Source organism: Halorubrum sp. JWXQ-INN 858, from assembly GCF_009806985.1.
Classification (GTDB): domain Archaea; phylum Halobacteriota; class Halobacteria; order Halobacteriales; family Haloferacaceae; genus Halorubrum.
In genome coordinates this window covers 442,829-464,833 of record NZ_WUAX01000011.1, presented here as the reverse complement: position 1 = coordinate 464,833, position 22,005 = coordinate 442,829, and the positions used below count along the sequence as shown (strand labels likewise).

Genomic DNA, 22,005 nt, shown 5'->3' with positions numbered 1-22,005 from the left:
ACTCCCCGCCGAACTCGTTTGGTGTAGTCGTGGACATCGGTCTTCTCCCTCTATTTCGAGAGACGACCCGACACCACGTATAAACCCCTCCACGTTCCACGACCCGGAGAATCGACCACATCCCCACCTGCATCATTCAGCCCTTTATGAGTGGGTGACGAGCCGAACCGTTCCTCGACCCGTCCCGGCGGCCGACGGAACGAACCGCTCACCGGTACGCCATCTCCCGTTCGATCTCGTGCCGGAGGCGGGTCAACCGCTCGCCGACCACGCCGATGGTCGCCAGAACGGGATACGTCACGGCGAGGTCCTGATACAGGTACGTGGCGACGTCGGGAACGCCGTCGCCGAGCCGCAGCGTCCGCTCGATCTCCGCGAGGTCGCGCTGGCGGCGCTCCGCGACCGCGTCACACTCCCCCGTAAGCACGGTCGTCCGCGCACGATACGCGTCGAGGGCCCCGAACCCCAGCGCCGACCGGTCGGTGCGCGACAGCGTCGCGACTTCCTCGAGGACCGCGAGGAGGCGGTTCGCGGCCCGATCGATCGATCCGGCCTCCGCGTCGAGGGCGTCGGCGAACGCGTCCCGCTCCTCGATCGCCGCCGTCGTTTTCGAGAGGAGGGACCGCTTGTATCGGTCGTGAAGCGACGCCTCCTGCGTCAGCGCGAGCGCGAGGTCCGGGCCGAACTCCGCGGCGAGGCTCGTCTCGTACGTGTCGTTGTACTCCTCGTCGTAGTGCGGAACGGACATCACGGTCGCCGTGTACGCGTCCCGTACCGCGACGAGCCCGTTTCCGGACACGCCGCCGCCGCTTCCGATCCCTCGAGCGCGGGCGGCTCCGCCGGCTGCGATGCCCCCGTACCCGGACTCGAGACCGTCCGTCGGCGACGACTCCGTTCGGACCCGCCGGACGCGCGATCGGAACGCCTCGAACGCTTCGTGCTCGTCGACGACGCGTCGCCGTTCCACGCGGACGGTCTCGCGTGCGGCGTGAACCGCGGTCGCGACGTCCTCGGTGGGGCGACCGGCGTCCGAAGGCGTTCGGGGATCCGTGCCGTCGTCGGAGTCGTCAGTAGGGGCGTTCGTCGTGGCCATACGTCGAACCCGGAGGCCGGGGACTTAACCCGATATATGAGGGGTACGATCGCGTCCCTAGCCATCCGTACGTCCGGGTAGTGTCACCATCTCATGTAGTCTCTACCGGATACGTCCACGCCCTCCGATCACTCACGGATCGATGGCGCGAGCCTTCCCCGGACCCACTCGATAGCCGACCGAATTGCGCCATAGTTGTCATGTATTATATAGCCCTATATTGTCGTACATGGCACTATTACTGCTTCTTAGCACTATCTCACGCTACACTCTGCATTATATATCACATAGCACACTACTTATGCGAGACGCCTCCACCTCCAGTCGATGGCACCAAGCCAGAACGTCACAACGCGCGGCATTACCCGTCGAAGATCCCTCGCGGCGATCGCCGGCCTCGGCGCAGCTGCGACCGCGGGCTGTCTGGGCGGTGGCGACGGCGACGGGGGGGACGGCCTCTCCGGGACGATCGACGCGTCCGGGTCGAACACGGTCGCGCCGATCACCTCGTGGGCGGGCGAGAACTTCGAAGAGGAGTTCCCTGACGTGCTCGTCGACGTCGCGCCGGAGGGAACGGGCGCGGGCTTCCAGGAGTTCTGCCGGGCGAACTCCGACTACCAGAGCGCGAGCCGGATGATCACCGACGAGGAGGTCGAGCTGTGTAGCGAGAACGACGTCGACTACGGCTACCTCGAGGTCGGCCTCGACGGACTCGCCGTCGTGAAGAACTCCGAAAACGACTGGGTGGAGAACATCACGCTGGAGGAGCTGGCTCGAATCTGGCGGTTCGAGTCCGACGTCGAGACGTGGAGCGACGTCCGCGACGAGTGGCCCGACGAGGAGATCGCGCTCCACGCGCGGGACTCCGCGTCCGGTACGTTCGACTACTTCACCGAGAACGTCGTCGGCGAGCGCGGCGACATCCGCGACGATTACTCCGCGACGAGCCAGACCAACGAGATCATGGGCGCGGTTGCGGACAACGTTCACGGGTTCGGGTGGGGCGGCCTCGGCTACCTGCGCGACATCGAGGACGACCAGCCCATCGAGGCCGTTCCCGTCGAGAGCGACGCGGACGGCGACTTCTACCTGCCGACGGAGCAGAACATCGAGGACGGACTGTACTCCCCGCTGGCGCGCCCGCTGTTCGCGTTCGTCAACCTCGCGAGCCTCGCGGAGCGGACCGACCTCATCGGCTCGTTCGCCCGCTTTTACACCAACGGCGCACAGGAGTTCGCCCGCGACGAGGGGTTCTACGCCGCGCCCGACGCGGTGACCGAGGAGAACCACGAGAAGATCGACTCCTGGCTCGACGAGGTGGGCGCATCGCCCGAGGACCTCACCGTTCAGCGGGAGTAACGAGGGATCGACACGATGAGCACTGACACGAACCCGGGGCCGGGGATAACCGGCGACGCGGCCGCCAGTGACGCCAAGGAGAACAACCGGCGGATGCGCCGCGTGCTCTTCGGCTGTGCGGCGGTCACGGTCCTCACGACGCTCGCGATCTTTTTCGTCCTGATCGACAACGCCGTGAGCTACTTCTTCGGCGCGCGCGCGACCGAGATCGCGCTCGGCGCGAGCGCGGACCGAACGGTCACGTTCACCCAGTTCCTGAACGTGAGCGAGCTGCTCGCAGGCGAGGCCCGATGGGCCCCCGATCACGCGACGCCCGGCCACAACGCGTGGCCGATAATCTTCGGTACGCTATCGATCACGGTCGGGGCGGCGTTCGTCTCGATCCCCATCGGCACCGCGACCGCGCTGTACATCTCGGAGTACTCCTCGCGGAGCGTCCGCGCGAAGCTCAAGCCGACGCTGGAGGTGCTCGCGGGCATCCCCACCATCGTGTACGGGTACTTCGCGATCGCCTTCATCAACCCCGTCGTGCTCGGCCCCATCGCGGGGCTGTTCGGGATCAACATCGGCCGGTACAGCATGCTGTCGGGCATGCTCGTCGTCGGCTTCATGACGATCCCGATGGTGTCGTCGATCAGCGAGGACGCGATGCAGGCCGTCCCCGACGACCTTCGCAACGGGGCGTACGCGCTCGGCGCGACGAAGTACGACGTGTCGCTGAACGTCGTGATCCCGGCGGCGATCTCGGGGATCTTCGCGTCGTACATCCTCGCGGTGTCGCGCGCCATCGGCGAGACGATGGCGGTGACGCTTGCGGCCGGGTTCAACGCCAACGTGACCGCGAACCCGTTCTCGGAGATCATGACGATGACATCGTACATGGTGTCGATGGCCCGTGGCACCTCCGCGATCGGCACCGTCGAGTACCAGAGCCTGTTCGCGGTCGGGCTGGTGTTGTTCTGTATGACGCTCACGATGAACCTGCTGAACGACTGGTTCAAACGCCGGTTCCAGGAGGAGTACCGATGAGCCGCCGAAACGACGACCCGTCGACGGACGCCCCGACCGACAACGTATCGACGGATGACCCGTCGATGGACGCCTCGTCGACGGACAGCCCGGTGGGGAACGACGCCGCTCGTCGGCCCCGTACCGACGGCGGCGTCGATACCGGCACCGACACCGGACGCGGCGAGGCGCTGTTCGCCGACGTCGACCTCGGCCGCGAACACCTGAAGAACCGCGCCTTCCTCGCGGTCATCTTCGCGGCGTCGATGTTCGGCGTCCTCGTGCTCGCGCTCCTGTTGCTCGACGTGATCACCGACTTCTACGTCGGTATCACGGAGTTCGAGATCGGTCTGGTCCAGTTCTTCACGGCGGACGGTTCCCGCCGGCCCGAGCGAGCCGGGTTCATGGGCGCGATCATCGCCTCCGTCATGCTGATGGCGCTGACGGCAGTGTTGTCCTTCTTCATCGGAGTCGGATCGGCGATCTACTTGGAGGAGTACGCGCCGAACACCCGGGTCACTCGACTGATCGAGGCGAACCTGGCGAACCTCGCGGGCGTCCCGTCGATCGTGTACGGGCTGCTCGCGCTGGCGGCGCTCGTCAACGGCATCGGGCTGGGGCCGATCCTGCTCGCGGGCTCCGTCGCGCTCGCGCTGCTCGTGATGCCGATCATCATCGTCTCCGCACAGGAGGCGCTCCGTGCGGTCCCCGACGGCGTCCGGAACGGGTCGTACGCCACGGGAGCGACGAAGTGGCAGACGATCCGACGGGTCGTGTTGCCGTCGGCGATGCCCGGGATCCTCACGGGGACGATCCTCGCGCTCGCCCGCGCGATCGGCGAGACCGCTCCCCTCCTGATGATCGGAGCGATCTTCGTCAACCGCACCCCGAGCGGGCCGTTCGACCGGTTCAGCGGCATGCCGACGCAGATCTACGCGTGGGCCGCCGAGCCGAGCCAACACTTCATCCACCTCGCGGCGGTCGGGATCGTCGTTCTGTTGGCGATCCTGCTGTCGATGAACGCGGTGGCGGTGCTCATGCGGAACAAGTACGAAACGGAGGTCTGAGATGTCGACACAGGACGAGACACTGATAACGACCGAGGTATCGAGCGGGAGGACCGGCCGGGGCGACCGACCGGACGAGACGGTACTGGCGTCCAGGGGCCTCGACGTCCACTACGGGGACGAACGGGCGCTCGACGGCATCGACGTCGACATCCCCGAACACAAGGTGACGGCGATCATCGGGCCGTCGGGCTGCGGGAAGTCGACGTTCCTCCGGTGTATCAACCGGATGAACGACCAGATAGACGCCTGCCGTATCGACGGCGACCTCGCGTTCCACGGCAAGAACGTGTACGACGAGGACGTGGACCCGGTGGCGTTGCGCCGGAAGATCGGGATGGTGTTCCAGAAGCCGAACCCGTTCCCGAAGTCGATCCACGACAACGTCGCGTACGGCCTGGAGATCCAGGGCTACGACGGCGACATGGACGCGCGCGTCGAGGAGGCGCTCCGCGGGGCCGCCCTCTGGGACGAGGTGAAGGACCAACTGGACGGGTCGGGGCTCGACCTCTCGGGCGGGCAGCAACAGCGGCTCTGTATCGCCCGCGCCATCGCGCCCGACCCCGAAGTCATCCTGATGGACGAGCCGACGAGCGCGCTCGACCCCGTCGCCGCCTCGAAGATCGAGGACCTGATCGACGACCTCGTCGAGGAGTACACGGTCGTCATCGTCACGCACAACATGCAGCAGGCCGCCCGCATCTCCGATAAGACCGCGGTCTTCCTCACCGGTGGCCAGCTCGTCGAGTTCGACGACACGGCGTCGGTGTTCGAGAACCCCGACGACGACCGCGTCGAGGACTACATCACGGGGAAGTTCGGATAATGCCCCGCGAGAGCTACCAACGGCGGCTCGACGAGCTCCGCGACGACGTCGTCGACATGGGCGACCTCGTCTTGACCCGGTACGACGCCGCGCTCGAGGCGGCCCAGACGGCCGACGCCGACCTCGCGCGCGACGTGATCGAGGGCGACCACGAGGTGAACGAGCGCTACCTCGCGCTGGAGGGTGCGTGTACGGAGCTGCTCGCGCTCCAACAGCCCGTCGCGGGCGATCTCCGGCTGATCACGGCGTCGTTCAAGGTGATCACGGACCTCGAACGCGTCGCCGACCTGGCGACGAACCTCGCGGGCTACGGCCACCCCGAGACCGGGGGCGTCCACCCCGCGGTCGACCTGTCCGGGCTCGGCGGGGCGGCCGGCGACATGGTCGCGGACGCGGTCGACGCGTACGCGGCCGCCGACGCCGAGGCGTGTCGCGAGGTCGCGGCCCGCGACGACGACCTCGACGAGCGCTGCGGGGACGCCAGCGAGGCGGTCGTCCGCGAGCTCCTCGAGGCCGAACGGGCCCGCGCCGCCGCGAACGGATCGGTCGGGGGCGAAGAGCTGGAGGACGCGCTCGATGAGGTCTCGCGCGCGCTGTTGACGGTCCGTGACCTCGAGCGCGTGGGGGACCACGCGGTCAACATCGCCGCGCGATCGCTGTACATGGTCGAGAACGACGACGAGTTGATCTACTGAGATGGACGACCCCCACGGCCCCTACGAGCGGAAGGTACAGCTCACCGGCGGAACGACGTACACCGTGTCGCTGCCGAAGGCGTGGGCGAACGAGCAGGGGCTGGACACGGGGAGCCTCGTCCACCTCTACACGCGCGGCGACCGGCTGCTCGTCACCCAGCCGGACGCCGACGCCTCGCGCCGGACGGTGTCGCTCTCCGCGAGCCGGTACGACCCGTCCCGGATCGGGCGGGCGGTCGCGGCCGCGTACGTCGCCGGCGCGGACACCGTGCACGTGACTGACGCGCCGGGGCGAGAGGCGTGCGCGGCCGTTCGCGACGCGGTCGCGGGACTCGTCGGCATCGAGGTGGCCACCGAGAGCGACGGCGAGGTCGTCGCCCGGACGATGCTCGACGTCGCGGACCTCTCGCCGAAACAGACGCTCGCGCAGATGCAGGGGATGGCGCTCTCCATGCACGAGGAGGCGATCGAGGCGGCGCTCTCCGGGGACGAGGAAGAGGGTCGCCGGATCGCCGGGCAGGACGACACCGTCGACCGGCTGTTCGGGCTCGTCGCCCGCGAGTTCCAGCAGTCGCTCGTCGACGTCCGGATCGACGGCGCGGGGGACGGGCTCACCACGTTCGATTACTACACGGTCGCCCGCCAGATCGAACGCGTCGGCGACCACGCCGAAAAGATCGCGGGGACGGCCGCGTTGATCGACGCCGAGCCCCCCGCGGACCTGGCGGCCGACATCGCCCGCGTCGCCGGCGACGCCCGCGCGGTCGTCGCCGACGCGGTCGCGGCGGCGCTCGGCGACCGGGACCCCGACGCCCTCGGCAGGGCGGTCGCGGACGGGGAACGGGTCGTGGAGGCGACCGCCGCGTTGGACCGGCGGCTCTACGAGCAGGACCTCGCGAACGGTTACCCGCTCGCGACGGTGCTCGACAGCGTCGGCCGCACCGCAGAGTACGGTATCAACGTCGCCGAGGCGGGGCTGCAGGCGTCGCTCCGCCGTGCCGACGCCGACCCGATGACGCCGGCCAACGCCGAGTAGCGGCACCTCGTATCCGTCCGGTCGCCGACCGCCGATCACCGACCACTGACCACCGGCCACCGACCGCCGGCCACCGGCCAACCACCGGCCGGCGACGCCGAACGACCGACGACGCCATACCGACCACGTCCGAACCCACCGACCACGTCCGAACCCACCGACCACGTCCGAACCCACCGACCACGTCGAACCCACCGACGATGACCGAACCAACCCCCACCGACGATGACCGAACCAATCCCCACCGACGATGACCGAACCAATCCCCACCGACACCGCCGAGACCGACGAGCAGCCGACGACCACCCTGACGTTCATGTGCGTGCGCAACGCGGGTCGCAGCCAGATGGCGACCGCGTTCGCCGAGCGCGAGCGCGCCGCCCGCGGGCTCGAGGACGACGTGGAGATCGTGACCGGCGGCACCGCCCCCGCGGCGTCGGTCCACGACGTCGTCGTCGAGGCGCTCGCGGAGGTCGACCTCGACGTGAGCGGGCGCGAGCCGAGACACGTCTCGGAGACGACGCTCGCCGGGTCCGACTTCGTCGCCACGATGGGCTGTTCGACGCTCGAACTCGACGGCGTCGACACCGACGACTGGGCGCTCGACGACCCCGGCGAGCGACCGATCGAGGAGGTCAGACCGATCCGCGACGAGATCGAGTCGCGCGTCGTCGCGCTGTTCGACGACCGCTTCGGGACGCACGAGGACGCCGAGAAGGCGGCGGACGGGCTCGAGGATAGGTAGGCGGACGGGCTCGGATCGATTCACATAACTTATGGAAACGAGCGGCGTCCTGAGCGCCTGTGATACGCGTGTGGACGCCGGATGCCCAATATCCTTCATGATCGTCAATTCGGGACTAAAAAACGCAAGACGTGGAGCCCTTCGTCCGTAGCGCCACCACGGAAAGCTTATATATGCCCTTGGGCACTGGACGATCGAAGAACCATGTTCGACCGCATCCGTACGTCGGCCCTCTTCGGGCTTCACCAGGCGACCGTCGCCGTCGGGATCTCGCTGTTCCCGGTCGCGGTGTTCGCGCGCCAGCGCCTCGGTATCAACCTCCCCGTCCGCCGGCTCGTCGAGACCACCGGCGAAGCCTACGAGAACGTCGACGAATAACGCCCCCGCCCCCTTTTCACCGACGGAGATCGCGGAACCGACACCGACGAGGACCGCCGTCGTGACACCGGCGCACCGGTGACACACCGGCGACGGGTACCAGAAGGGTTGCCTTTATCAGCGCGCCGGGCAAACGAGGTAGTAATGCGAACACCGACAGGCGATCTCTCGGGCGAGCTGTCCGGCGAACTGGGCCGCGATCAGCCCGTCTTCGGTCCGGAGCTCGGCGAGTTCGACGGCTCGGAGGGCCGCGCCGCGGCCGCGAACGACGACGACGGCGTCAAGACGGGGACGACGACGGTCGGCATCAAGACCGCCGAGGGCGTCGTGCTCGCGACGGACATGCGCGCCTCGCTCGGACGAATGGTCTCCTCGAAGGACGTCCAGAAGGTCGAACAGGTCCACCCGACCGCCGCGCTCACCATCGCCGGCGGCGTCTCGGCCGCCCAGAACCTCATCTCCACGCTCCGCGCCGAGACGAACCTCTACGAGGCGCGCCGCGGCAAGGACATGTCGATGCAGGCGCTGTCGACGCTCACCGGGAACCTCCTCCGCACGGGCGCGTTCTACATCGTCCAGCCGATCCTCGGCGGCGTCGACGACACCGGCCCCCACGTCTACTCCATCGACCCCCTCGGCTCCATCATCGAGGAGGAGTACACGGTCACGGGCTCCGGCTCGCAGTACGCGCTCGGCGTCTTAGAGCAGGAGTACGACGACGACCTCACCGTCGACGAGGCGAAGACCGTCGCGGCGAGGGCGATCAAGTCCGCCGTCGAGCGCGACCTCGCGTCCGGTAACGGGATCAACATCGCCGTCGTCACCGCCGACGGCGTCGAGATCACCCGCCACAAGGAGTTCGACGACCTGTTATAAGCGGGTCCGGTCCCGCCGCCGACGGTTTCCGATCCACGCCGTCCGCTTTCTCGCTCCGATGAACGACCCTTTTTAGGTCCCCGACCGCTGCTATCGAACGACCGATGGCGACGCCGATCCTCAAGTGGGCGGGCGGGAAACGACAGCTGCTCGACGAGCTGTACGCGCGGTTCCCCGCGAGCTACGACCCCGGCACGAACGCCTACCACGAGCCGTTCCTCGGCAGCGGCGCGCTCTTTTTCGATCACGAGCCCCGGCGCGGTACGGTGAACGACCGCAACGCCCGGCTCCACAACTTCTACGTCCAGGTCCGCGACCGCCCCGACGAGCTGATCGAGCGGTGTCGCGCCCTCGCACCCCCCGAGCGCGACCCGGACCCCGACGGCGAGTTCGCCCGGACCGACCGAAAGGGGCGGTCGGTCGACGCCTACTACTACCAGCAGCGAGCGCTGTTCAACCGCCGGCCGAACGGCGAGCCGTTCGACGACCTCGCGGAGGCCGCTCGGCTGCTCTACTTGAATCGGACGGGGTTCAACGGCCTCTACCGCGAGAACGCCGACGGGGAGTTCAACGTCCCGATCGGCCGATACGCCGACCCCGACTGGGTCCGCGCGGAGCAGGTCCGCGAGGCGAGCCGCGTCCTCCGGCGGCTCCCCGACGACGCGCTCCGACAGGGGGAGTACGACTACGTCGCCGACGCCGTCGAGCCGGGCGATCTGGTCTACTTCGACCCGCCGTACGAGCCGATGAGCCCCACCGCCGACTTCGCGGAGTACAGCGCCGGCGGCTTCGACCGCGAGGACCAGCTCGCGCTCGTCGACCTCGCCGTCGACCTCGCGGCGCGTGGGGTCCACGTCGTCTGCTCGAACTCCGGAGTCACCTACGACACCTACGCGGACGCGGGGCTGTTCGTCGACCACGTGGCCGCGACCCGCGCGATCAACAGCGACGCCGACGCCCGCGGCGAGGTGAACGAAGTGATCGCGACGTCGGTCCCGCCGGACGAGCGGCGGGGGACGGACCAGCGGTCGCTGTCGGCGTTCGAGTGAGCCAGCGGTCGTCGGCGGCGTTCGGATGAATCGGCGGTCGTCGGCGTTCAAGCGAGCCTGCGGTCGTCGTCGGCGTTCGGGCGAATCGGCCGTTGGGACCGGCAGTCGCCGCCGGCGACGGTTAGAGGCCGTCGCCCCAGTAGAACCACGGGCCGAGGAGGAGGTAGCCGCAGGCGAGAAACAGGAGCGCGAACGCGAAGCCCTCACCGATCCAGGCCGGGAGCGCGGGGAGGGCGGCGTTCGCGAGCGGTGCAAGGATCACCGCCGCCTGCACGACGCCCATCACGAGCGCGTCCTGCGCGTGGAGGTCCGGATACGTGACCGTCGACCCCATCAGCACCGCGAAGACGGCCGCGGCCGCGACCAGCAGCGCCGGGTCGGTGTAGCCCGCCAGGACGGCGGCCGCGAGGACGGTCGCCGCGAGCGTCGTCGGGACGCCGACCGTCTCCCGGCTCTCGCTGTCGTAGGCGGTGTACAGCCCGAGCCGGGCGACCGCCATCGAGACGAAGAGGGCGGCGACGCCGACACCGACGCCGACGAGGAGGGGGTTCACTCCGAACGCGTGCGCGTCGAGGACGACGACCGCGACGAGCGTCGCGGGCGCGACGCCGAAGGACGCGACGTCCGCCAGCGAGTCGAGATAGGGGCCGGCGGGCGTCGACCCGCGCCGACGGGCGACGACCCCGTCGAGCCCGTCGGCGACCGCGGCGAAGAGGATCAGTCGGGCCGCGAGCGCGACGTCGACGGTCGCGGCGATCACCGCGAGGAAGCCGACCGCGGCGTTCGCCACCGTCACCGCGTCGGCGAGCCCGAGCCGACCGATCACCCGCAGGTGCATACCGGATCGGTCGACGACCCCGCTTTTAGGGTTTGTTATCGATCGGGCCCGCCGAGCGATGGGGAGGAGGCGTTCGCACCGAGCGAGGCGGAGGCGTTCCCACCGAGCGAGGCGGAGGCGTTCCCACCGAGCGAGGCGGAGCCGTTCCCATCCGACGGGGTGAATCGCGCCCTTCAAACGACCGAAGCCCCGAACGTCGGTATGGATCGGAGACGGTTCCTCGGCCGGGTCGGCGTCGCCGGCGTCGCGGTCGGGGCCCCCCTCGCGCTCGCGGGCTGTCTGGACGAGGACCACGACGTCGCGATGACCGCCGACGGCTTCGTGCCCGACGAGATTACGGTCCCGGTCGGCGGGACCGTCGTCTGGGAGAACACGAGCACCCGGACCCACACGGTCACCGCCTACGAGGGCGGCATCCCGGACGACGCGGCGTACTTCGCGTCCGGCGGCTACGCGGACGAGGAAACCGCCCGCGAGGAGTGGCTCGACGACTTCGGCGGGAAACTCGAGAACGGCGACCGCTTCGCACACACCTTCGAGGTGCCCGGCCGCTACGACTACGTCTGTATCCCCCACGAGGACGGCGGCATGTACGCGACCGTCCACGTGGAGGAGTGAGGACGGGAACCCCTTACGCCGCCGCGTTACGCTCCTCGATCCTCGCTTCCCGCGTCCTCGACGCCCGCCGCACACTCGCGGATGAGCCCGTCGAGGTTCTCCGGGAGCGTCGGGTGGTACGCCCGGTCCGGGATCTCACGCACGTCGAGGCCCATTTCGACGGCGATCTGGAACGTCTTCGCCATCGTGTCCGCGTGGTAGTGGAGCCCCTGCCAGCCGAGGACGGTGCCGTCGTCGGCGTCGACGACGAGCCGCCCGAGCCCGTGTGGAACGTTTTTCGACTTGAAGACGCCGTCGTCGCTCGCCTGTCGGGTCGCGACGACCGTCGCGTGGCCCGCCTCCGTGGCCGACCGCGGCGTGTGGCCGACGCGCGCGAACGGGTAGACGCCCGCCCCCGAGAAGACGACGTGGTGGTGGACGTTCGTGTACGGCTTCGCCGGCTTCCCCTGCGCGTGGCGAAGGACGTTCTCGGCCGCCTGAAAGCCCTGCTCTTTCGCGACGTGGAGGATCGGCTCGCGACCGTTCACGTCGCCGACGACGAACGTGCGGTCGTCGTTCGGCGGGCGCATCGTCGCGTCGATCCACCCGGCCTCGGGCGCCAGGGAGGTGTGTTCCAGCCCGAGCCGACCGAGGTTCGGCGTCCGCCCCGTGAACTGGAACACCGCGCCGGCGTCGACGTGGCTCTCGTCGTCGAGGTGGAGCCGGACCCCGTCCCCGTGCGCCTCGATCGACTCCTCGTACACCTCGGTGCGGATCTCGACGTCGAACTCCTCGCGGTAGATCTCGAGGAGGGCGTCGCCGAACTCCGGGTCCGCCTCGTCGAGCGGGCGCTCGTCGTGTTCGATCACGGTGACGTCGACGCCCGCCTCCGCGAGGTACGGGACCATCTCCATGCCGACGTAGCCGAACCCCATCACGACGCCGGAGTCGGGGAAGTCGGTCGCGTGGAGGGTGTCCTCGCTCGTGTACACCGACGACGACGGGAGCGCGTCGTAGCCGGAGATCGTCGGGACGTTCGGGACCGACCCGGTCGCGATCACGACGTAGTCCGCCTCGACGACCTCGACCGGATCGGCGTCAGCGCCCGGCGGGCCGCCGCCGATGGCGACGACGTGGTCGTCGACGAACCGGGCCGGCTCGTGGTAGAACTCGATCCCGTCCCGCTCGGCGAGGTCGTGGACGGCGTCGCGCCGGTGGCCGGCCCAGCCGCGCGTGCGGTCGTTCTTCTCGGCGACGATCCGTTCGAGGTCCAGCCCGTGGGGCGCGCCCGTCAGTCGACCGTCGTCCCGCCCTTCGAACCGGTGGGCGGCCGCGGAGAGCAGCTCCTTCGAGGGCATACAGCCCTCGAGGATACAGAGCCCGCCGCCGGGGTCGCCGTTGTCGACCAGGGTGAGTCGTTCGACGCGTTTCCCGACGTGTGGCGCGAGCTCGTCCGCGACGGCCGCGCCCGCGCTGCCGTAGGCTCCGATGACGACGACGTGCATACTCCCCCGGAAGTCCCGGGCGTACTAAGGGTTGCCCTCGGCGGCAGGCGCGTCGTCGATCCGCGGGAGGACGCGCGGGCCGGCGTCGCGTCGGCGGTCCGAGCGAGCGGGCGTTATCGGTCGATCCCGGCCCCGCCGTCGACGACCGCTTCGACCTCCTCGGGCGTCACGACGGCGAGGTCGCCGTCGACGGTGCGCTTGAGCGCGGCGGTCGCCGCGGCCCACTCCAGTGCGTCGCCGACGCCCCCGCCCGCGATCCGCTTCGCGAGGTAGCCGGCGACGAAGGCGTCGCCGGTGCCGATGGCGTCGCACGTCTCCGCCTCGAAGACGCCCTGCTCGTGGACGGAGCCCTCACGGAGCGCGATCGCGCCCTCGGTCCCCCGGGTGACGACGACGGAGGTGAAACCGAACTCCGAGGCGAGCCCGTGGGCGATCTCGACGGCGTCGCCCTCGCGGTCGAGGACCTCAATCGCGTCCCGGCGCGGGACGAACAGCGTGTCGATCTCGGGGAAGAGGCCCTCGTATGCGGCCCTGGCCGCTTCGGGCGTCCATAGCTTCGAGCGGTAGTTCAGGTCGAACGAGCGGGTCACGCCGGCCTCGCCAGCCGCGCGCAACAGCGCGGCCGTCGTCTCGGCGGCCGACTCCGAGAGGGCCGGCGTGATCCCCGTCGTGTGGAACCGCCCGGCCGACTCGAACACGCTCGTCGAGAGCTCCTCGGGCGTCACGGTCGTGATCGCGGCGTTCGCGCGGTCGTAGATCACGTTCGTCCCGCGCGGGTCGCCGCCGTGTTCGAGGTAGTACGTTCCGAGCCGGGTGGTTTCGGGGTCCGCCCACGAGACGCCCGTCCGGACGCCGTGGCTCCGGAGCTCGCCGACGACCCGCCGCCCGAGCGGGGAGTCCGGGAGCTTCGAGAGCCACGCCGCGTCGACGCCGAGGCGGGCCGCGCCGACCGCGACGTTGCTCTCCGCGCCCCCGGCTTGGACGTCGAGGTCGCGGGTCGTTTCCAAGCGCTCGCCGCGCGGGGGGGAGAGCCGGAGCATCGTCTCGCCGAAGGTGACGAGGTCGGTCACGCCACCCACCTCATGGAGGAAGCCGCGAGGGGATCCGTCGAGGGGTTCGTGGGGGGATCCGTCGAGGGGTTCGCGGAGGGACCTGCGACGGTTCTCCGTGCTTGCGGCCGGGCGGCCGCCGTCGTCGATGCCGTGTCCATACGCCCCGTCTCGTCGGGAGGCTACAAAAGGGCCGGCGATCGGCGTCGGTGTCGTGCGACCTGGAAACCGCCGCCGCCCTCACTCGGCACGTCGCCCGACGTGGCCGGGATAGTCGCGCTCGAACCGGTCGCCGATCTCCTCCCGGTCGAGCCGGATGACCACGGGGCGACCGTGCGGGCAGGCGTACGGGTTCACACAGTCGTCGAGGCGGTCGAGGAGGTCGACGACGCTCCCCTCGGTGAGCGAGGTGTTTCCCGTCACGGAGGGATAACACGCGAGGTCCGCGAGCAGTTCGTCGACGACGTCCGCGACCGGCTCGCCCCCGTCGGCGGCGTCGCCGACGAACGCCGAGAGGACGTCCCGAAGGAGCTCGGGGTCGAGCGCCGCGTCGAACACGGCCGGCACCGCGTCGACGCGGACCTCGCGGTCGCCGGCCCGCTCCGCACGGAACCCGATCGACGCGAGGTCGTCGACGAACTCCGCGAACAGGGCCGCCTCTCGCGCGGTCAGTTCGACGGTCACCGGCGTCGCCAGCGCCTGTGCGTCGACGCCGTCGGCGAACGCTCGTCGGAGCCGCTCGTAGTTCACCCGCTCGTCGGCGGCGTGCTGGTCGATCAGCACCAGCCCGTCGGCCGCCTCCGCGACGACGTACGTGTCGTGGAGCTGTCCGAGCACCCGCAGCGACGGCAACGAGTCGTACGTCCGTTCGTCGCTCGTAGCCCCGCCTCCGAGCGTCCGTTGCCCGGTCGGGGACGGCCCGGCGGGGCTCGCCGACGACGAGCGAGCCGTGTCCCGGTTCGTCGGCGGCCCGTCGGCGCCCGGCGTGTCGGGATCGTCACCTACCGCGGTGGAGCCGTCATCCGTCACGTTGGACCCACCGCCGGCCGGGTCGGGGTCGTCCGAACCCGGTATTCCCCCGTCGTCGTCGGACGACGATGTCGACGAGACGTCCGTCTGCCACTCGCGCGGGGAGGGTCGATCGTCCCGGGTCCGACCCGTCGCGTGTCCCGGGGGGCCGCCCTCGGCTTCCGACGCAGTACCGTCCGGTTGGGCGTCGTCCGCGGGATCGCCGCCCCCGAGGCCGTCCTTCTCGAGGCCGCTTCCCCCCTCGAGACCGCCGCCTCCCTCGAGACCGCCGCCCCCGAGGTCGTCGACCGCCCACGCGTCCGCGTCGTCGGGGTCGACCTCGGTCGCCGCACCCGGATCCGCTCGAACGGGGCGCTCGCGTTCTTCGTCGGGCGTCGGGTCGGTATCGGGGTCTGCATCGAGGCCGGCGTCCTCGCCGCGGGCGATGTCGCCGGCATCGGTCCCTCGACCCGCCTCGATCCCGGCCGCCCGCTCGTGGGCGGTTCCCGCGCCGCCGACCGCCTCGACGTCCGGGGCCTCCGGCGTCACGGCCGTCTCGTCGGGCGCGGACCGGCCACGCGGAGCGGTCGAGCGGACGAGTCCGTGGTCCAACAGCGCGTCCTCGACGGCGGTCTCGACCGCGTCCGTCACCGCACGCTCGCGGTCGAAGCGGACCTCGAGCTTGCGCGGGTGGACGTTCACGTCGACGTCGCCGGCAGGCACCTCGACGAACAGCACCGCGAAGGGGTAGCGGTCGGGCGCGAGCTGCCCCCCGTACGCGTCGATCACGGCCTCGCGGAGCGCGCTCGCGGTCACGTACCGACCGTTGACGTACGTCGCGAGGTAGTCGCGGCTCGACCGGGTCGTCTCCGGGTGTGAAACGAGGCCCGACACCCGCTTGACGGGCGGCTCGGGGTCCGCTTCGGCGTCGGGTTCGCGGCTCGACTCTAACTTCGACCCGTCAGCCGCCTCCGGTCCCGTGCCGTCCGCCCGCCAGTCGACGTCGATCATCGCCTCCGCGACCTCGCGGCCGTACACCGCGAGCACCGCCGATCGGCGGTCGCCGTTCCCCTCGGTCGCGAACGTCTCCCGGCCGCCGTGTTCCAGGGAGACGGCCACGTCCGGGTTCGCCAGCGCGTAGCCGGTCACGACGGTGTTCACGTGGTCGAACTCCGTCGCGTCCCGTTTGAGGAACTTCCTCCGTGCGGGGGTGTTGTAGAAGAGGTCGTCGACCTCGACGGTCGTTCCCTCCGGACAGCCGGCGGGTCGCACCTCCCCGACGTCGCCGCCCTCGACGGTGATCTCCGCCCCCGCCGACGCGCCCGGAGGCCGCGATCGGACGGTGAGCCGCGACACCGCGCCGACGGTGTAGAGCGCCTCGCCGCGGAAGCCGAGCGTCGCCACGCCGCGGTCGAGGTCCTCGATCGAGCCAATCTTCGAGGTGGCGTGCTCCGCGACCGCCGCCTCCAGCTGCTCGGCGGGGATCCCGACCCCGTCGTCGCGGACGCGGATCCCCTCCGTGCCGCCCGCCTCGACCGCGACGGCGACGCGGCTCGCCCCGGCGTCGAGGCTGTTCTCCACCAGCTCCTTGACGACGCTGGCGGGGCGCTCGACGACCTCGCCGGCGGCGATCCGCTGGACGGTTTGCTCGTCCAACCGTTCGATCTCGGGGGGCTCCATCAGTACGAGGGGTGGACGACCGTCTACTTGAAACCGTTGTCGAGCGCGTGCCGAGCGCGACGGAGGCGATGCGGGGGGCTGCGGCGGATGTGACGGAGGCGATGCGGATGGCGGCGGCGGGTGTGGTGGAGGATGCGGGTGGTTGTGGTCGGTGTGGTGGAGGCGATGCGGATGGCGGCGGCGGGTGTGACCGAGGTGATCGGCACGGGCTCTGCCCTACCGGGTCGCTTCCGGGTCGACCCGACCGACCGTCACGTCGAACGGGACGCGCTCGACGCGCTCGTACTCGCCCGCCCGCATCCCGTCGACGACCTCGCGACCCATCTCTCGCCAGCGTTCCCGGAGATCGTCGTACGCCGCCGCGGAGACAGCCGCTCGGAGCTCCTCGCGGTGGTCCGCGAGCCCAGCGCCCGACGCCTTCCGCGCCGCCGCCTCCAGCGCCGCCTCGGCGTACGGCGGGGCCGTCCGCTTCTCGTGGACGTACCGGCGGACGCGGACGTCCGCGAGCCCCGCGCCGTCGAAGAAGCCCTGCACCCGGTCGCCGAGCGCGACGTCCGTGCCGACGCCGTCGAGGTACGCCCGGCGCGCCTCGCGCTCCAAACGCTCCTCGGCGGGGACGGTCGAGGCGACCGTGACGTCCGCGTTGTTCGGCTCGACGGCGGCGACGAGGTCGCTGGACACGCGGGCGAACTCCCGGACGGCCGCGGCCGGGTCGGGGAGGTTGATGAGGAGTGCCTGGCAGGCGACGAGGTCGAAGCTGTCGTCGGGAAACGGGAGCCGGGTCGCGTCGCCGGCGACGACCGACAGCGACGTCGCCTCGCGGGCGACCGACAGGAGCGCCGGGTCGGCGTCGACGCCGATCACGGTCGCGTCCGGCGGGGCTTCGGCGGCGAACACGCGCGTCAACTCGCCAGTCCCGCAGCCGACGTCCAGGACGCGGCGGCGGCCGGGGAGGTCGAGGTCGGCGAGCGCCTCGCGCCCGTCGGTCCACATCCCCTCGCGGGTGCGTTCGAGGTAGTCGGCGGAGAACCGTCGCACGCCGCGGCGTTCGCGGCGGGGCGGATTAAGCGCCCGGATCGCCGTCGAGGGGCGGATCCCGATCAGTCGCGGTCGGGTCGACTGCGTTCCGATCAGTCCCGGGCGGAACCGACCCCGATCACGTCGGCGACGAGCGCGGCGGTGACCCCGGCGCAGAACCCGACGAACGCGCTGGTTACGCCGACGAGCGCGAACCGAACGATGAGACCGCCGACCGCCGCGCCGGACCCGATCCCGGGGACTCCGGCGACGGTCGTGACGACGAGGAGTGCGGCGAGGACGGTCGCGGGGACGACGCCGACGGCGAGACACGCCGGACCGCCACAGCGGGCGTACGCCCCGGCAGCCGCGATCGGCGCGGGTGCGTAGAACAGCAACAGCGGGAAGCCGCGGTCGACCAGCGCGCCGACGGTCGGAAGGTCGGCGGCCTCCGCCGCCAGCGCGGCGAGCATCGCGGCCCCGACGGCGACGGCGAACCCGCCGACAAGCTTGACCGCGAGGTCCCGCCGCCGACCGATGAGTAGCGCTTCGGTGGTGGCCATACCGGCCGGCCACGGCCGCCAACGGGATAAAGACGCGTCGGACGCCGCACGGGTTCGTGACCGATCGCGGCTTATTTCCGTCGAGTCCGACTACCTCGGGTCGACCATGGACCCGCTCCACGCCAAGTACCCGTTCTTCGAGGCCGCCCGCGACGCCGTCGCGGAGGCCTCGGTGTCGCTACCGGAGCTGGTCGCGGCCGACGCGCCGGCGGTGGAACGGGCGCGCGAGCGCGTCGAGCGCGCGCTGTTGGAGGGAACCGTCGAGCCGGAGGACGGCCCGTTCGAGCCGTCCGGCGGCACCGACGCCCGGATGGAGCTGCTCTCGTACCCCATCGCTCGGATCCTCGTCTCGCTGCTCGACTCCGCGCCGGCGGTCCGCAAGTACGCGGCCGCGGAGGCGGCCACCGCCGCGGAGCGGTTCCGCGCCGACTTCGAGGCGGACGACGACGACCTCCAGTCGGTGTCGACGCCGACCATCGACCTCGACGACGTGCTCGGGGAGTTCGAGCTGGACGGCGCGGTCCGATCCGAACCGATCCGCGGGTCGCGGGACCCGACCCACTACCGGATGGGCGTCGGGGCGTACCTCCGGCTGACCTCCCCGTCGTGGGGGGTCTCGTGGCGGCTCGTCAACCGCGAGCTGGCCGACGGGGAGGTGCGGGTGACCCGCGAGGAGCTGCTCGACGCGGTCGAGGTCGCCGTTGAGGAGCGCGTGCTCGAGGGGCTCCCCTTCGAGCTGGAGTCCGGTGAGGGGATCGCGGCGGAGCTGGAGTCGGGGGTCGCGGACCTCAAGCGGCTCCTCTCCGAGCGCACGTACGCCGGCCCCGTCGACGTCGTCGTTCCCGACCTGTTCGCCCCGTGTATGACGAACCTGATCGAGAAGGCGGAACGCGGCGTCGAGCTGTCGCCGCCGGAGAGCTTCGCGCTGATGGCGTTCCTGACGGGGATCGGGATGTCACCGGACGAGATCGTCGCGTTCTGTGCGGACACGAGCCTCGAGGCCGAGGGCATCCGGTACCAGACGGAGTACCTCCGCGACGACCGCGGGACGCAGTACCCGCCGCCGACCTGCGAGACGCTGTCGAACTACGGGATCTGTCACAACGAGGAGGACCACATGCGGATCGCCGCGGACCCGCTCTCCTACTACGAGAAACGGGTGGAAGCAGCCGACGACCCGACCGACTGGCGGGAGACGCAGGCCGCCGACGGGACGGAGGGGGCGATCGACGGCGAGGCGGACTGACCGCGGTCGCTGGTGCGGGGGGCGGACTCGCTGGCAGGAGAGGCGGACTGACAACGGCTAGCGGCGGCTGTCGGCGATGACGGACACGAGTGACGGGAGACACGGCGTGTGACGGGAGACACGGCGCGAGCCGGACACGATGCGGACGAGCGTGCGCGCGGCTCCTACTCCTCGTCCCCGCGGTTCGCGCGGATGAGGTACGCACCGACGACCGCCATCAGCAGCACGAACCCCGTGAGTAGCCCGAGCAGCGCGATCGCACCGTCTTCGGGCAGTCCTCCGGCCCCCCCGAACGTCACCCCGATGGCGATCAGCCCGGCCACGAAGACTGCGGCCGCCAGCAGGGAGACGACGATCTGCCGACGGAGCTCCGCGTCGATTTCCATGGAAGCGGGTTCCCGTCGCCGCTAAAAAAGGACTTCGAAGGGGCCGCCGGCCGATCGGCGACGGTCGTCCTCGCGGAACCCCCGCCGTCTGCGGCCTCGTGCCCGCCACGGAACCGCACCGAGCTCCGCATCCAGACGGGTCCGAAACCCCCGATACCGGCCGGGAGGACCCTTAAGCCCCTGGAGAGCCTACTATCGAACGAGACGGGAGACCCTCCCGAAACCCGATCATGACGCCACGACGAGACGGTCCCACGCCACCGACCGCACGACGGTCGCCGTCGGCGGTCGCCCCGCCGATCGACGGGCTCCGGTTCCCCTCGACTTCGGGCGGCGACCGAAGACACACCGCTGACGGAGTCCGTGCCGGCACCGCCGACAGCGACGCCACCGCCGACAGCGACGCCACCGCCGACAGCGACGCCACCGCCGACAGCGACGCCACCGCCGACAGCGACGCCCCCGGTGGCGACGACGGACGGTCGGCGCGGGCCCGTACGGATCGGATGACGGTCCGGCCGCTCCGCGACCGTCGGTACGTCGTCGAGACGGACGGCGGCACGTACGTCGTCGCGCTCGACGCGGGCACCTGCACCTGCCCGGACCACGCGATCCGCGGGTCGCGGTGTAAACACCTGCGGCGGGTCGCCATGGAGGTGACCGAGGGGACGATCCCGGGCCCGGACGAGCGCGTCGGCGTCTGTGCCGTCTGCGGCGCGGAGACGTTCGTCCCGTTCGACGCCGCGGGGCCCCAGCTCTGTGCTCGCCACGGGTTCGAGTCGGGCGACCTCGTCCGGGACCGCGAGACGGACACCCCGCTCGTCGTCGTCGCGGTCACGGCCGAACGCGCCGACGCGTACCGGACCGAGACGGGGCGGCCGATCGCGGCGTACGCGACCAACGCGGCCTACGGCGACCACGAGCCGGTCGTCGAGGCGGTGTACGTCGACTCGCTCCGGCCGGGCAGCGACGTGGTCGACGCGAAGCGGTACGGCTTCCCCGCCTCCCGGCTGGTTCGGGCCGACGACGCGGAGCGGGGCCGATCCGACGACGCGGGACGGGAGACGAACGACGCCGCCGAGGGGAACCGCTGACGACGAGGACCGGGGACGACGAAGATGACCGACGAGCACCGCCGACGGCGTCCCCGGCGATCGTTCTCGAACGATTGATATCCGCCGGGATGGTAGGGAGGCTCATGAGTGAGAGTCACTCGCAGATCCATCTGTACTGGGCGACCGGCTGCACCAGCTGTCTCCGGGCGAAGGAGTTCCTGGAGCGCAACGAAACGCCGTTCGTCTCACACAACGTCATCGAGGACCGGAGCTTGCTCGACGAGATGGCCGAGCGAGGGATGCCACAGCACGTCCCGATCGTCAGACGCGGGGCGGACTGGGCGAACGCCCAGGAGCTGAGCGCCGTCGCCGAGATCGCGGGGATCGAACACGAGGCGGACCCCCTCCCCGTGGACGAGCTGCGCACCCGTCTGAACGTCGTTTTCGACGCGCTCGAACGCGCGCTCGAGGCGCTCTCCGACGACGACCTCGTCACCGACATCCCGAACCGACCGCGGAGCGTCGGCGAGATCGTGTACCACGCGTTCAGCATCCCGGAGTCGTTCCTCGAACACGAGGACGGGTCGCCGCTCAAGAGCTACAAGCCGGAGCCCGCCTGGGCGAACCGGTCGACGGCGGCGCTGGCGACGTACGGGCGACACGTCCGGGCCCGGACGGACGACTGGTTCGACGCTCACGGGGCGGACCGCGACTGGTCGGCGACGGCGGACGTCTACTACGGGACCCCGTCGGTCCACGAGTTCTTCGAGCGGACGGTGTGGCACGCCGGCCAACACACCCGCCAGCTGGAGTGGATGCTCGTGGAGGAGTTCGGAGCGGAGATCGACCCCGTCGATCCGTCCGTCTGGGAGGGGTTACCGATGCCCGAGAAGGTCTGGGACGCGCTGTGAGCGGTGATCCGCTAAGCG

The 22,005-nt window shown here is 70.5% G+C and carries 22 protein-coding genes; 14 read left to right on the top strand and 8 right to left on the bottom strand.

Translation table 11 applies throughout. From position 1 onward, the window contains the following. Window positions 1-208: 208 nt before the first annotated feature. Entirely contained in the window at window positions 209-1,093 is an 885-nt protein-coding gene (locus GRS48_RS11050) for a hypothetical protein (RefSeq protein WP_159486403.1), read from the bottom strand. A gap of 327 nt (window positions 1,094-1,420) precedes the next feature. Here GRS48_RS11050 and GRS48_RS11045 point away from each other — a divergent pair, with 327 nt between their 5' ends. The 10 genes from GRS48_RS11045 to GRS48_RS11005 all read left to right on the top strand — a co-directional run bounded on the left by GRS48_RS11045 (window position 1,421) and on the right by GRS48_RS11005 (window position 10,132). Further along, entirely contained in the window at window positions 1,421-2,452 is a 1,032-nt protein-coding gene (locus GRS48_RS11045) for a PstS family phosphate ABC transporter substrate-binding protein (protein ID WP_159486401.1), read from the top strand. 15 nt (window positions 2,453-2,467) lie between these two features. Next, entirely contained in the window at window positions 2,468-3,481 is a 1,014-nt protein-coding gene (gene pstC / locus GRS48_RS11040; protein WP_159486399.1) for a phosphate ABC transporter permease subunit PstC, read from the top strand. Beyond that, window positions 3,478-4,527, top strand: a complete 1,050-nt coding sequence (pstA, locus tag GRS48_RS11035) for a phosphate ABC transporter permease PstA (RefSeq protein ID WP_200840255.1) — start codon at window positions 3,478-3,480, stop codon at window positions 4,525-4,527. The genes pstC and pstA overlap by 4 nt, the downstream gene beginning before the upstream one ends. Window position 4,528: 1 nt before the next feature. Then, window positions 4,529-5,353: a phosphate ABC transporter ATP-binding protein PstB gene (gene pstB, locus GRS48_RS11030; protein ID WP_159486397.1), complete on the top strand. Its 825-nt coding sequence runs from the start codon at window positions 4,529-4,531 to the stop codon at window positions 5,351-5,353. After that, complete coding sequence (phoU, locus tag GRS48_RS11025) at window positions 5,353-6,048, top strand: phosphate signaling complex protein PhoU (RefSeq protein WP_159486395.1); 696 nt, start codon at window positions 5,353-5,355, stop codon at window positions 6,046-6,048. Before pstB ends, phoU begins: the two co-directional genes overlap by 1 nt. Window position 6,049: 1 nt before the next feature. Further along, window positions 6,050-7,084 (top strand): phosphate uptake regulator PhoU, encoded by a 1,035-nt coding sequence (locus GRS48_RS11020; protein ID WP_159486393.1) that lies wholly within the window; start codon window positions 6,050-6,052, stop codon window positions 7,082-7,084. A gap of 250 nt (window positions 7,085-7,334) precedes the next feature. Next, window positions 7,335-7,829 carry an ArsC family transcriptional regulator gene (locus GRS48_RS11015; protein ID WP_159486391.1) on the top strand — a complete coding sequence of 165 codons (495 nt, stop codon included), beginning with the start codon at window positions 7,335-7,337 and terminating at the stop codon, window positions 7,827-7,829. Between the two features lie 204 nt (window positions 7,830-8,033). Beyond that, window positions 8,034-8,207 (top strand): hypothetical protein, encoded by a 174-nt coding sequence (locus GRS48_RS15095; RefSeq protein WP_200840254.1) that lies wholly within the window; start codon window positions 8,034-8,036, stop codon window positions 8,205-8,207. Between the two features lie 144 nt (window positions 8,208-8,351). After that, window positions 8,352-9,083, top strand: coding sequence for an archaeal proteasome endopeptidase complex subunit beta (psmB, locus tag GRS48_RS11010; RefSeq protein ID WP_159486389.1), 732 nt, complete (start codon window positions 8,352-8,354; stop codon window positions 9,081-9,083). A 104-nt stretch (window positions 9,084-9,187) separates the two neighbouring features. Further along, a complete protein-coding gene (locus GRS48_RS11005; RefSeq protein ID WP_159486387.1) occupies window positions 9,188-10,132 on the top strand; it encodes a Dam family site-specific DNA-(adenine-N6)-methyltransferase in 945 nt (314 codons plus the stop codon). Window positions 10,133-10,253: 121 nt separating this feature from the next. On the opposite strand, the gene GRS48_RS11000 is transcribed toward GRS48_RS11005, so the two are convergent. Continuing rightward, a complete protein-coding gene (locus GRS48_RS11000; RefSeq protein ID WP_159486385.1) occupies window positions 10,254-10,970 on the bottom strand; it encodes a protein sorting system archaetidylserine synthase in 717 nt (238 codons plus the stop codon). 201 nt (window positions 10,971-11,171) lie between these two features. Here GRS48_RS11000 and GRS48_RS10995 point away from each other — a divergent pair, with 201 nt between their 5' ends. Beyond that, window positions 11,172-11,588 (top strand): plastocyanin/azurin family copper-binding protein, encoded by a 417-nt coding sequence (locus GRS48_RS10995; RefSeq protein ID WP_159486383.1) that lies wholly within the window; start codon window positions 11,172-11,174, stop codon window positions 11,586-11,588. Between the two features lie 26 nt (window positions 11,589-11,614). On the opposite strand, the gene GRS48_RS10990 is transcribed toward GRS48_RS10995, so the two are convergent. From GRS48_RS10990 to GRS48_RS10970, 5 genes are all read right to left on the bottom strand, one after another. Beyond that, window positions 11,615-13,072, bottom strand: coding sequence for an NAD(P)/FAD-dependent oxidoreductase (locus GRS48_RS10990; RefSeq protein ID WP_159486381.1), 1,458 nt, complete (start codon window positions 13,070-13,072; stop codon window positions 11,615-11,617). Between the two features lie 113 nt (window positions 13,073-13,185). Beyond that, window positions 13,186-14,151 carry a bifunctional 2-dehydro-3-deoxygluconokinase/2-dehydro-3-deoxygalactonokinase gene (gene kdgK1 / locus GRS48_RS10985; protein WP_321168405.1) on the bottom strand — a complete coding sequence of 322 codons (966 nt, stop codon included), beginning with the start codon at window positions 14,149-14,151 and terminating at the stop codon, window positions 13,186-13,188. A 210-nt stretch (window positions 14,152-14,361) separates the two neighbouring features. Further along, entirely contained in the window at window positions 14,362-16,809 is a 2,448-nt protein-coding gene (gene mutL, locus GRS48_RS10980; protein WP_159486379.1) for a DNA mismatch repair endonuclease MutL, read from the bottom strand. A gap of 216 nt (window positions 16,810-17,025) precedes the next feature. Next, on the bottom strand, window positions 17,026-17,847 hold the full coding sequence (locus GRS48_RS10975) for a methyltransferase domain-containing protein (RefSeq protein WP_321168404.1): 822 nt from the start codon (window positions 17,845-17,847) through the stop codon (window positions 17,026-17,028). A 92-nt stretch (window positions 17,848-17,939) separates the two neighbouring features. Continuing rightward, window positions 17,940-18,389 carry a hypothetical protein gene (locus tag GRS48_RS10970; protein ID WP_159486377.1) on the bottom strand — a complete coding sequence of 150 codons (450 nt, stop codon included), beginning with the start codon at window positions 18,387-18,389 and terminating at the stop codon, window positions 17,940-17,942. A 106-nt stretch (window positions 18,390-18,495) separates the two neighbouring features. Between GRS48_RS10970 and GRS48_RS10965 the strand changes: the two genes are divergently transcribed. Then, on the top strand, window positions 18,496-19,635 hold the full coding sequence (locus GRS48_RS10965; protein WP_159486375.1) for a DNA primase: 1,140 nt from the start codon (window positions 18,496-18,498) through the stop codon (window positions 19,633-19,635). Between the two features lie 164 nt (window positions 19,636-19,799). Here GRS48_RS10965 and GRS48_RS10960 read toward each other — a convergent pair whose 3' ends face one another. After that, entirely contained in the window at window positions 19,800-20,021 is a 222-nt protein-coding gene (locus GRS48_RS10960; protein WP_159486373.1) for a hypothetical protein, read from the bottom strand. Window positions 20,022-20,251: 230 nt separating this feature from the next. Between GRS48_RS10960 and GRS48_RS10955 the strand changes: the two genes are divergently transcribed. Together GRS48_RS10955 and GRS48_RS10950 are read left to right on the top strand one after the other, a co-directional pair. Beyond that, window positions 20,252-21,115: an SWIM zinc finger family protein gene (locus GRS48_RS10955; protein WP_235028047.1), complete on the top strand. Its 864-nt coding sequence runs from the start codon at window positions 20,252-20,254 to the stop codon at window positions 21,113-21,115. Between the two features lie 104 nt (window positions 21,116-21,219). Beyond that, window positions 21,220-21,987: a DinB family protein gene (locus tag GRS48_RS10950; RefSeq protein WP_159486371.1), complete on the top strand. Its 768-nt coding sequence runs from the start codon at window positions 21,220-21,222 to the stop codon at window positions 21,985-21,987. The last annotated feature ends 18 nt before the right edge of the window (window positions 21,988-22,005 follow it).

Bases quoted from the DNA above. Each gene is read 5' to 3' on its own strand.
- mutL (WP_159486379.1), bottom strand. From the start codon at position 16,809: ATGGAGCCCCCCGAGATCGAACGGTTGGACGAGCAAACCGTCCAGCGG.
- GRS48_RS11005 (WP_159486387.1), top strand. From the start codon at position 9,188: ATGGCGACGCCGATCCTCAAGTGGGCGGGCGGGAAACGACAGCTGCTC.
- phoU (WP_159486395.1), top strand. From the start codon at position 5,353: ATGCCCCGCGAGAGCTACCAACGGCGGCTCGACGAGCTCCGCGACGAC.
- GRS48_RS10955 (WP_235028047.1), top strand. From the start codon at position 20,252: ATGACGCCACGACGAGACGGTCCCACGCCACCGACCGCACGACGGTCG.
- GRS48_RS11015 (WP_159486391.1), top strand. From the start codon at position 7,335: ATGACCGAACCAATCCCCACCGACACCGCCGAGACCGACGAGCAGCCG.
- pstA (WP_200840255.1), top strand. From the start codon at position 3,478: ATGAGCCGCCGAAACGACGACCCGTCGACGGACGCCCCGACCGACAAC.
- GRS48_RS10965 (WP_159486375.1), top strand. From the start codon at position 18,496: ATGGACCCGCTCCACGCCAAGTACCCGTTCTTCGAGGCCGCCCGCGAC.
- pstC (WP_159486399.1), top strand. From the start codon at position 2,468: ATGAGCACTGACACGAACCCGGGGCCGGGGATAACCGGCGACGCGGCC.
- GRS48_RS11045 (WP_159486401.1), top strand. From the start codon at position 1,421: ATGGCACCAAGCCAGAACGTCACAACGCGCGGCATTACCCGTCGAAGA.
- GRS48_RS10990 (WP_159486381.1), bottom strand. From the start codon at position 13,072: ATGCACGTCGTCGTCATCGGAGCCTACGGCAGCGCGGGCGCGGCCGTC.
- GRS48_RS10960 (WP_159486373.1), bottom strand. From the start codon at position 20,021: ATGGAAATCGACGCGGAGCTCCGTCGGCAGATCGTCGTCTCCCTGCTG.
- GRS48_RS10995 (WP_159486383.1), top strand. From the start codon at position 11,172: ATGGATCGGAGACGGTTCCTCGGCCGGGTCGGCGTCGCCGGCGTCGCG.
- GRS48_RS15095 (WP_200840254.1), top strand. From the start codon at position 8,034: ATGTTCGACCGCATCCGTACGTCGGCCCTCTTCGGGCTTCACCAGGCG.
- GRS48_RS11000 (WP_159486385.1), bottom strand. From the start codon at position 10,970: ATGCACCTGCGGGTGATCGGTCGGCTCGGGCTCGCCGACGCGGTGACG.
- GRS48_RS10970 (WP_159486377.1), bottom strand. From the start codon at position 18,389: ATGGCCACCACCGAAGCGCTACTCATCGGTCGGCGGCGGGACCTCGCG.
- GRS48_RS10950 (WP_159486371.1), top strand. From the start codon at position 21,220: ATGAGTGAGAGTCACTCGCAGATCCATCTGTACTGGGCGACCGGCTGC.
- GRS48_RS11020 (WP_159486393.1), top strand. From the start codon at position 6,050: ATGGACGACCCCCACGGCCCCTACGAGCGGAAGGTACAGCTCACCGGC.
- pstB (WP_159486397.1), top strand. From the start codon at position 4,529: ATGTCGACACAGGACGAGACACTGATAACGACCGAGGTATCGAGCGGG.
- psmB (WP_159486389.1), top strand. From the start codon at position 8,352: ATGCGAACACCGACAGGCGATCTCTCGGGCGAGCTGTCCGGCGAACTG.
- GRS48_RS11050 (WP_159486403.1), bottom strand. From the start codon at position 1,093: ATGGCCACGACGAACGCCCCTACTGACGACTCCGACGACGGCACGGAT.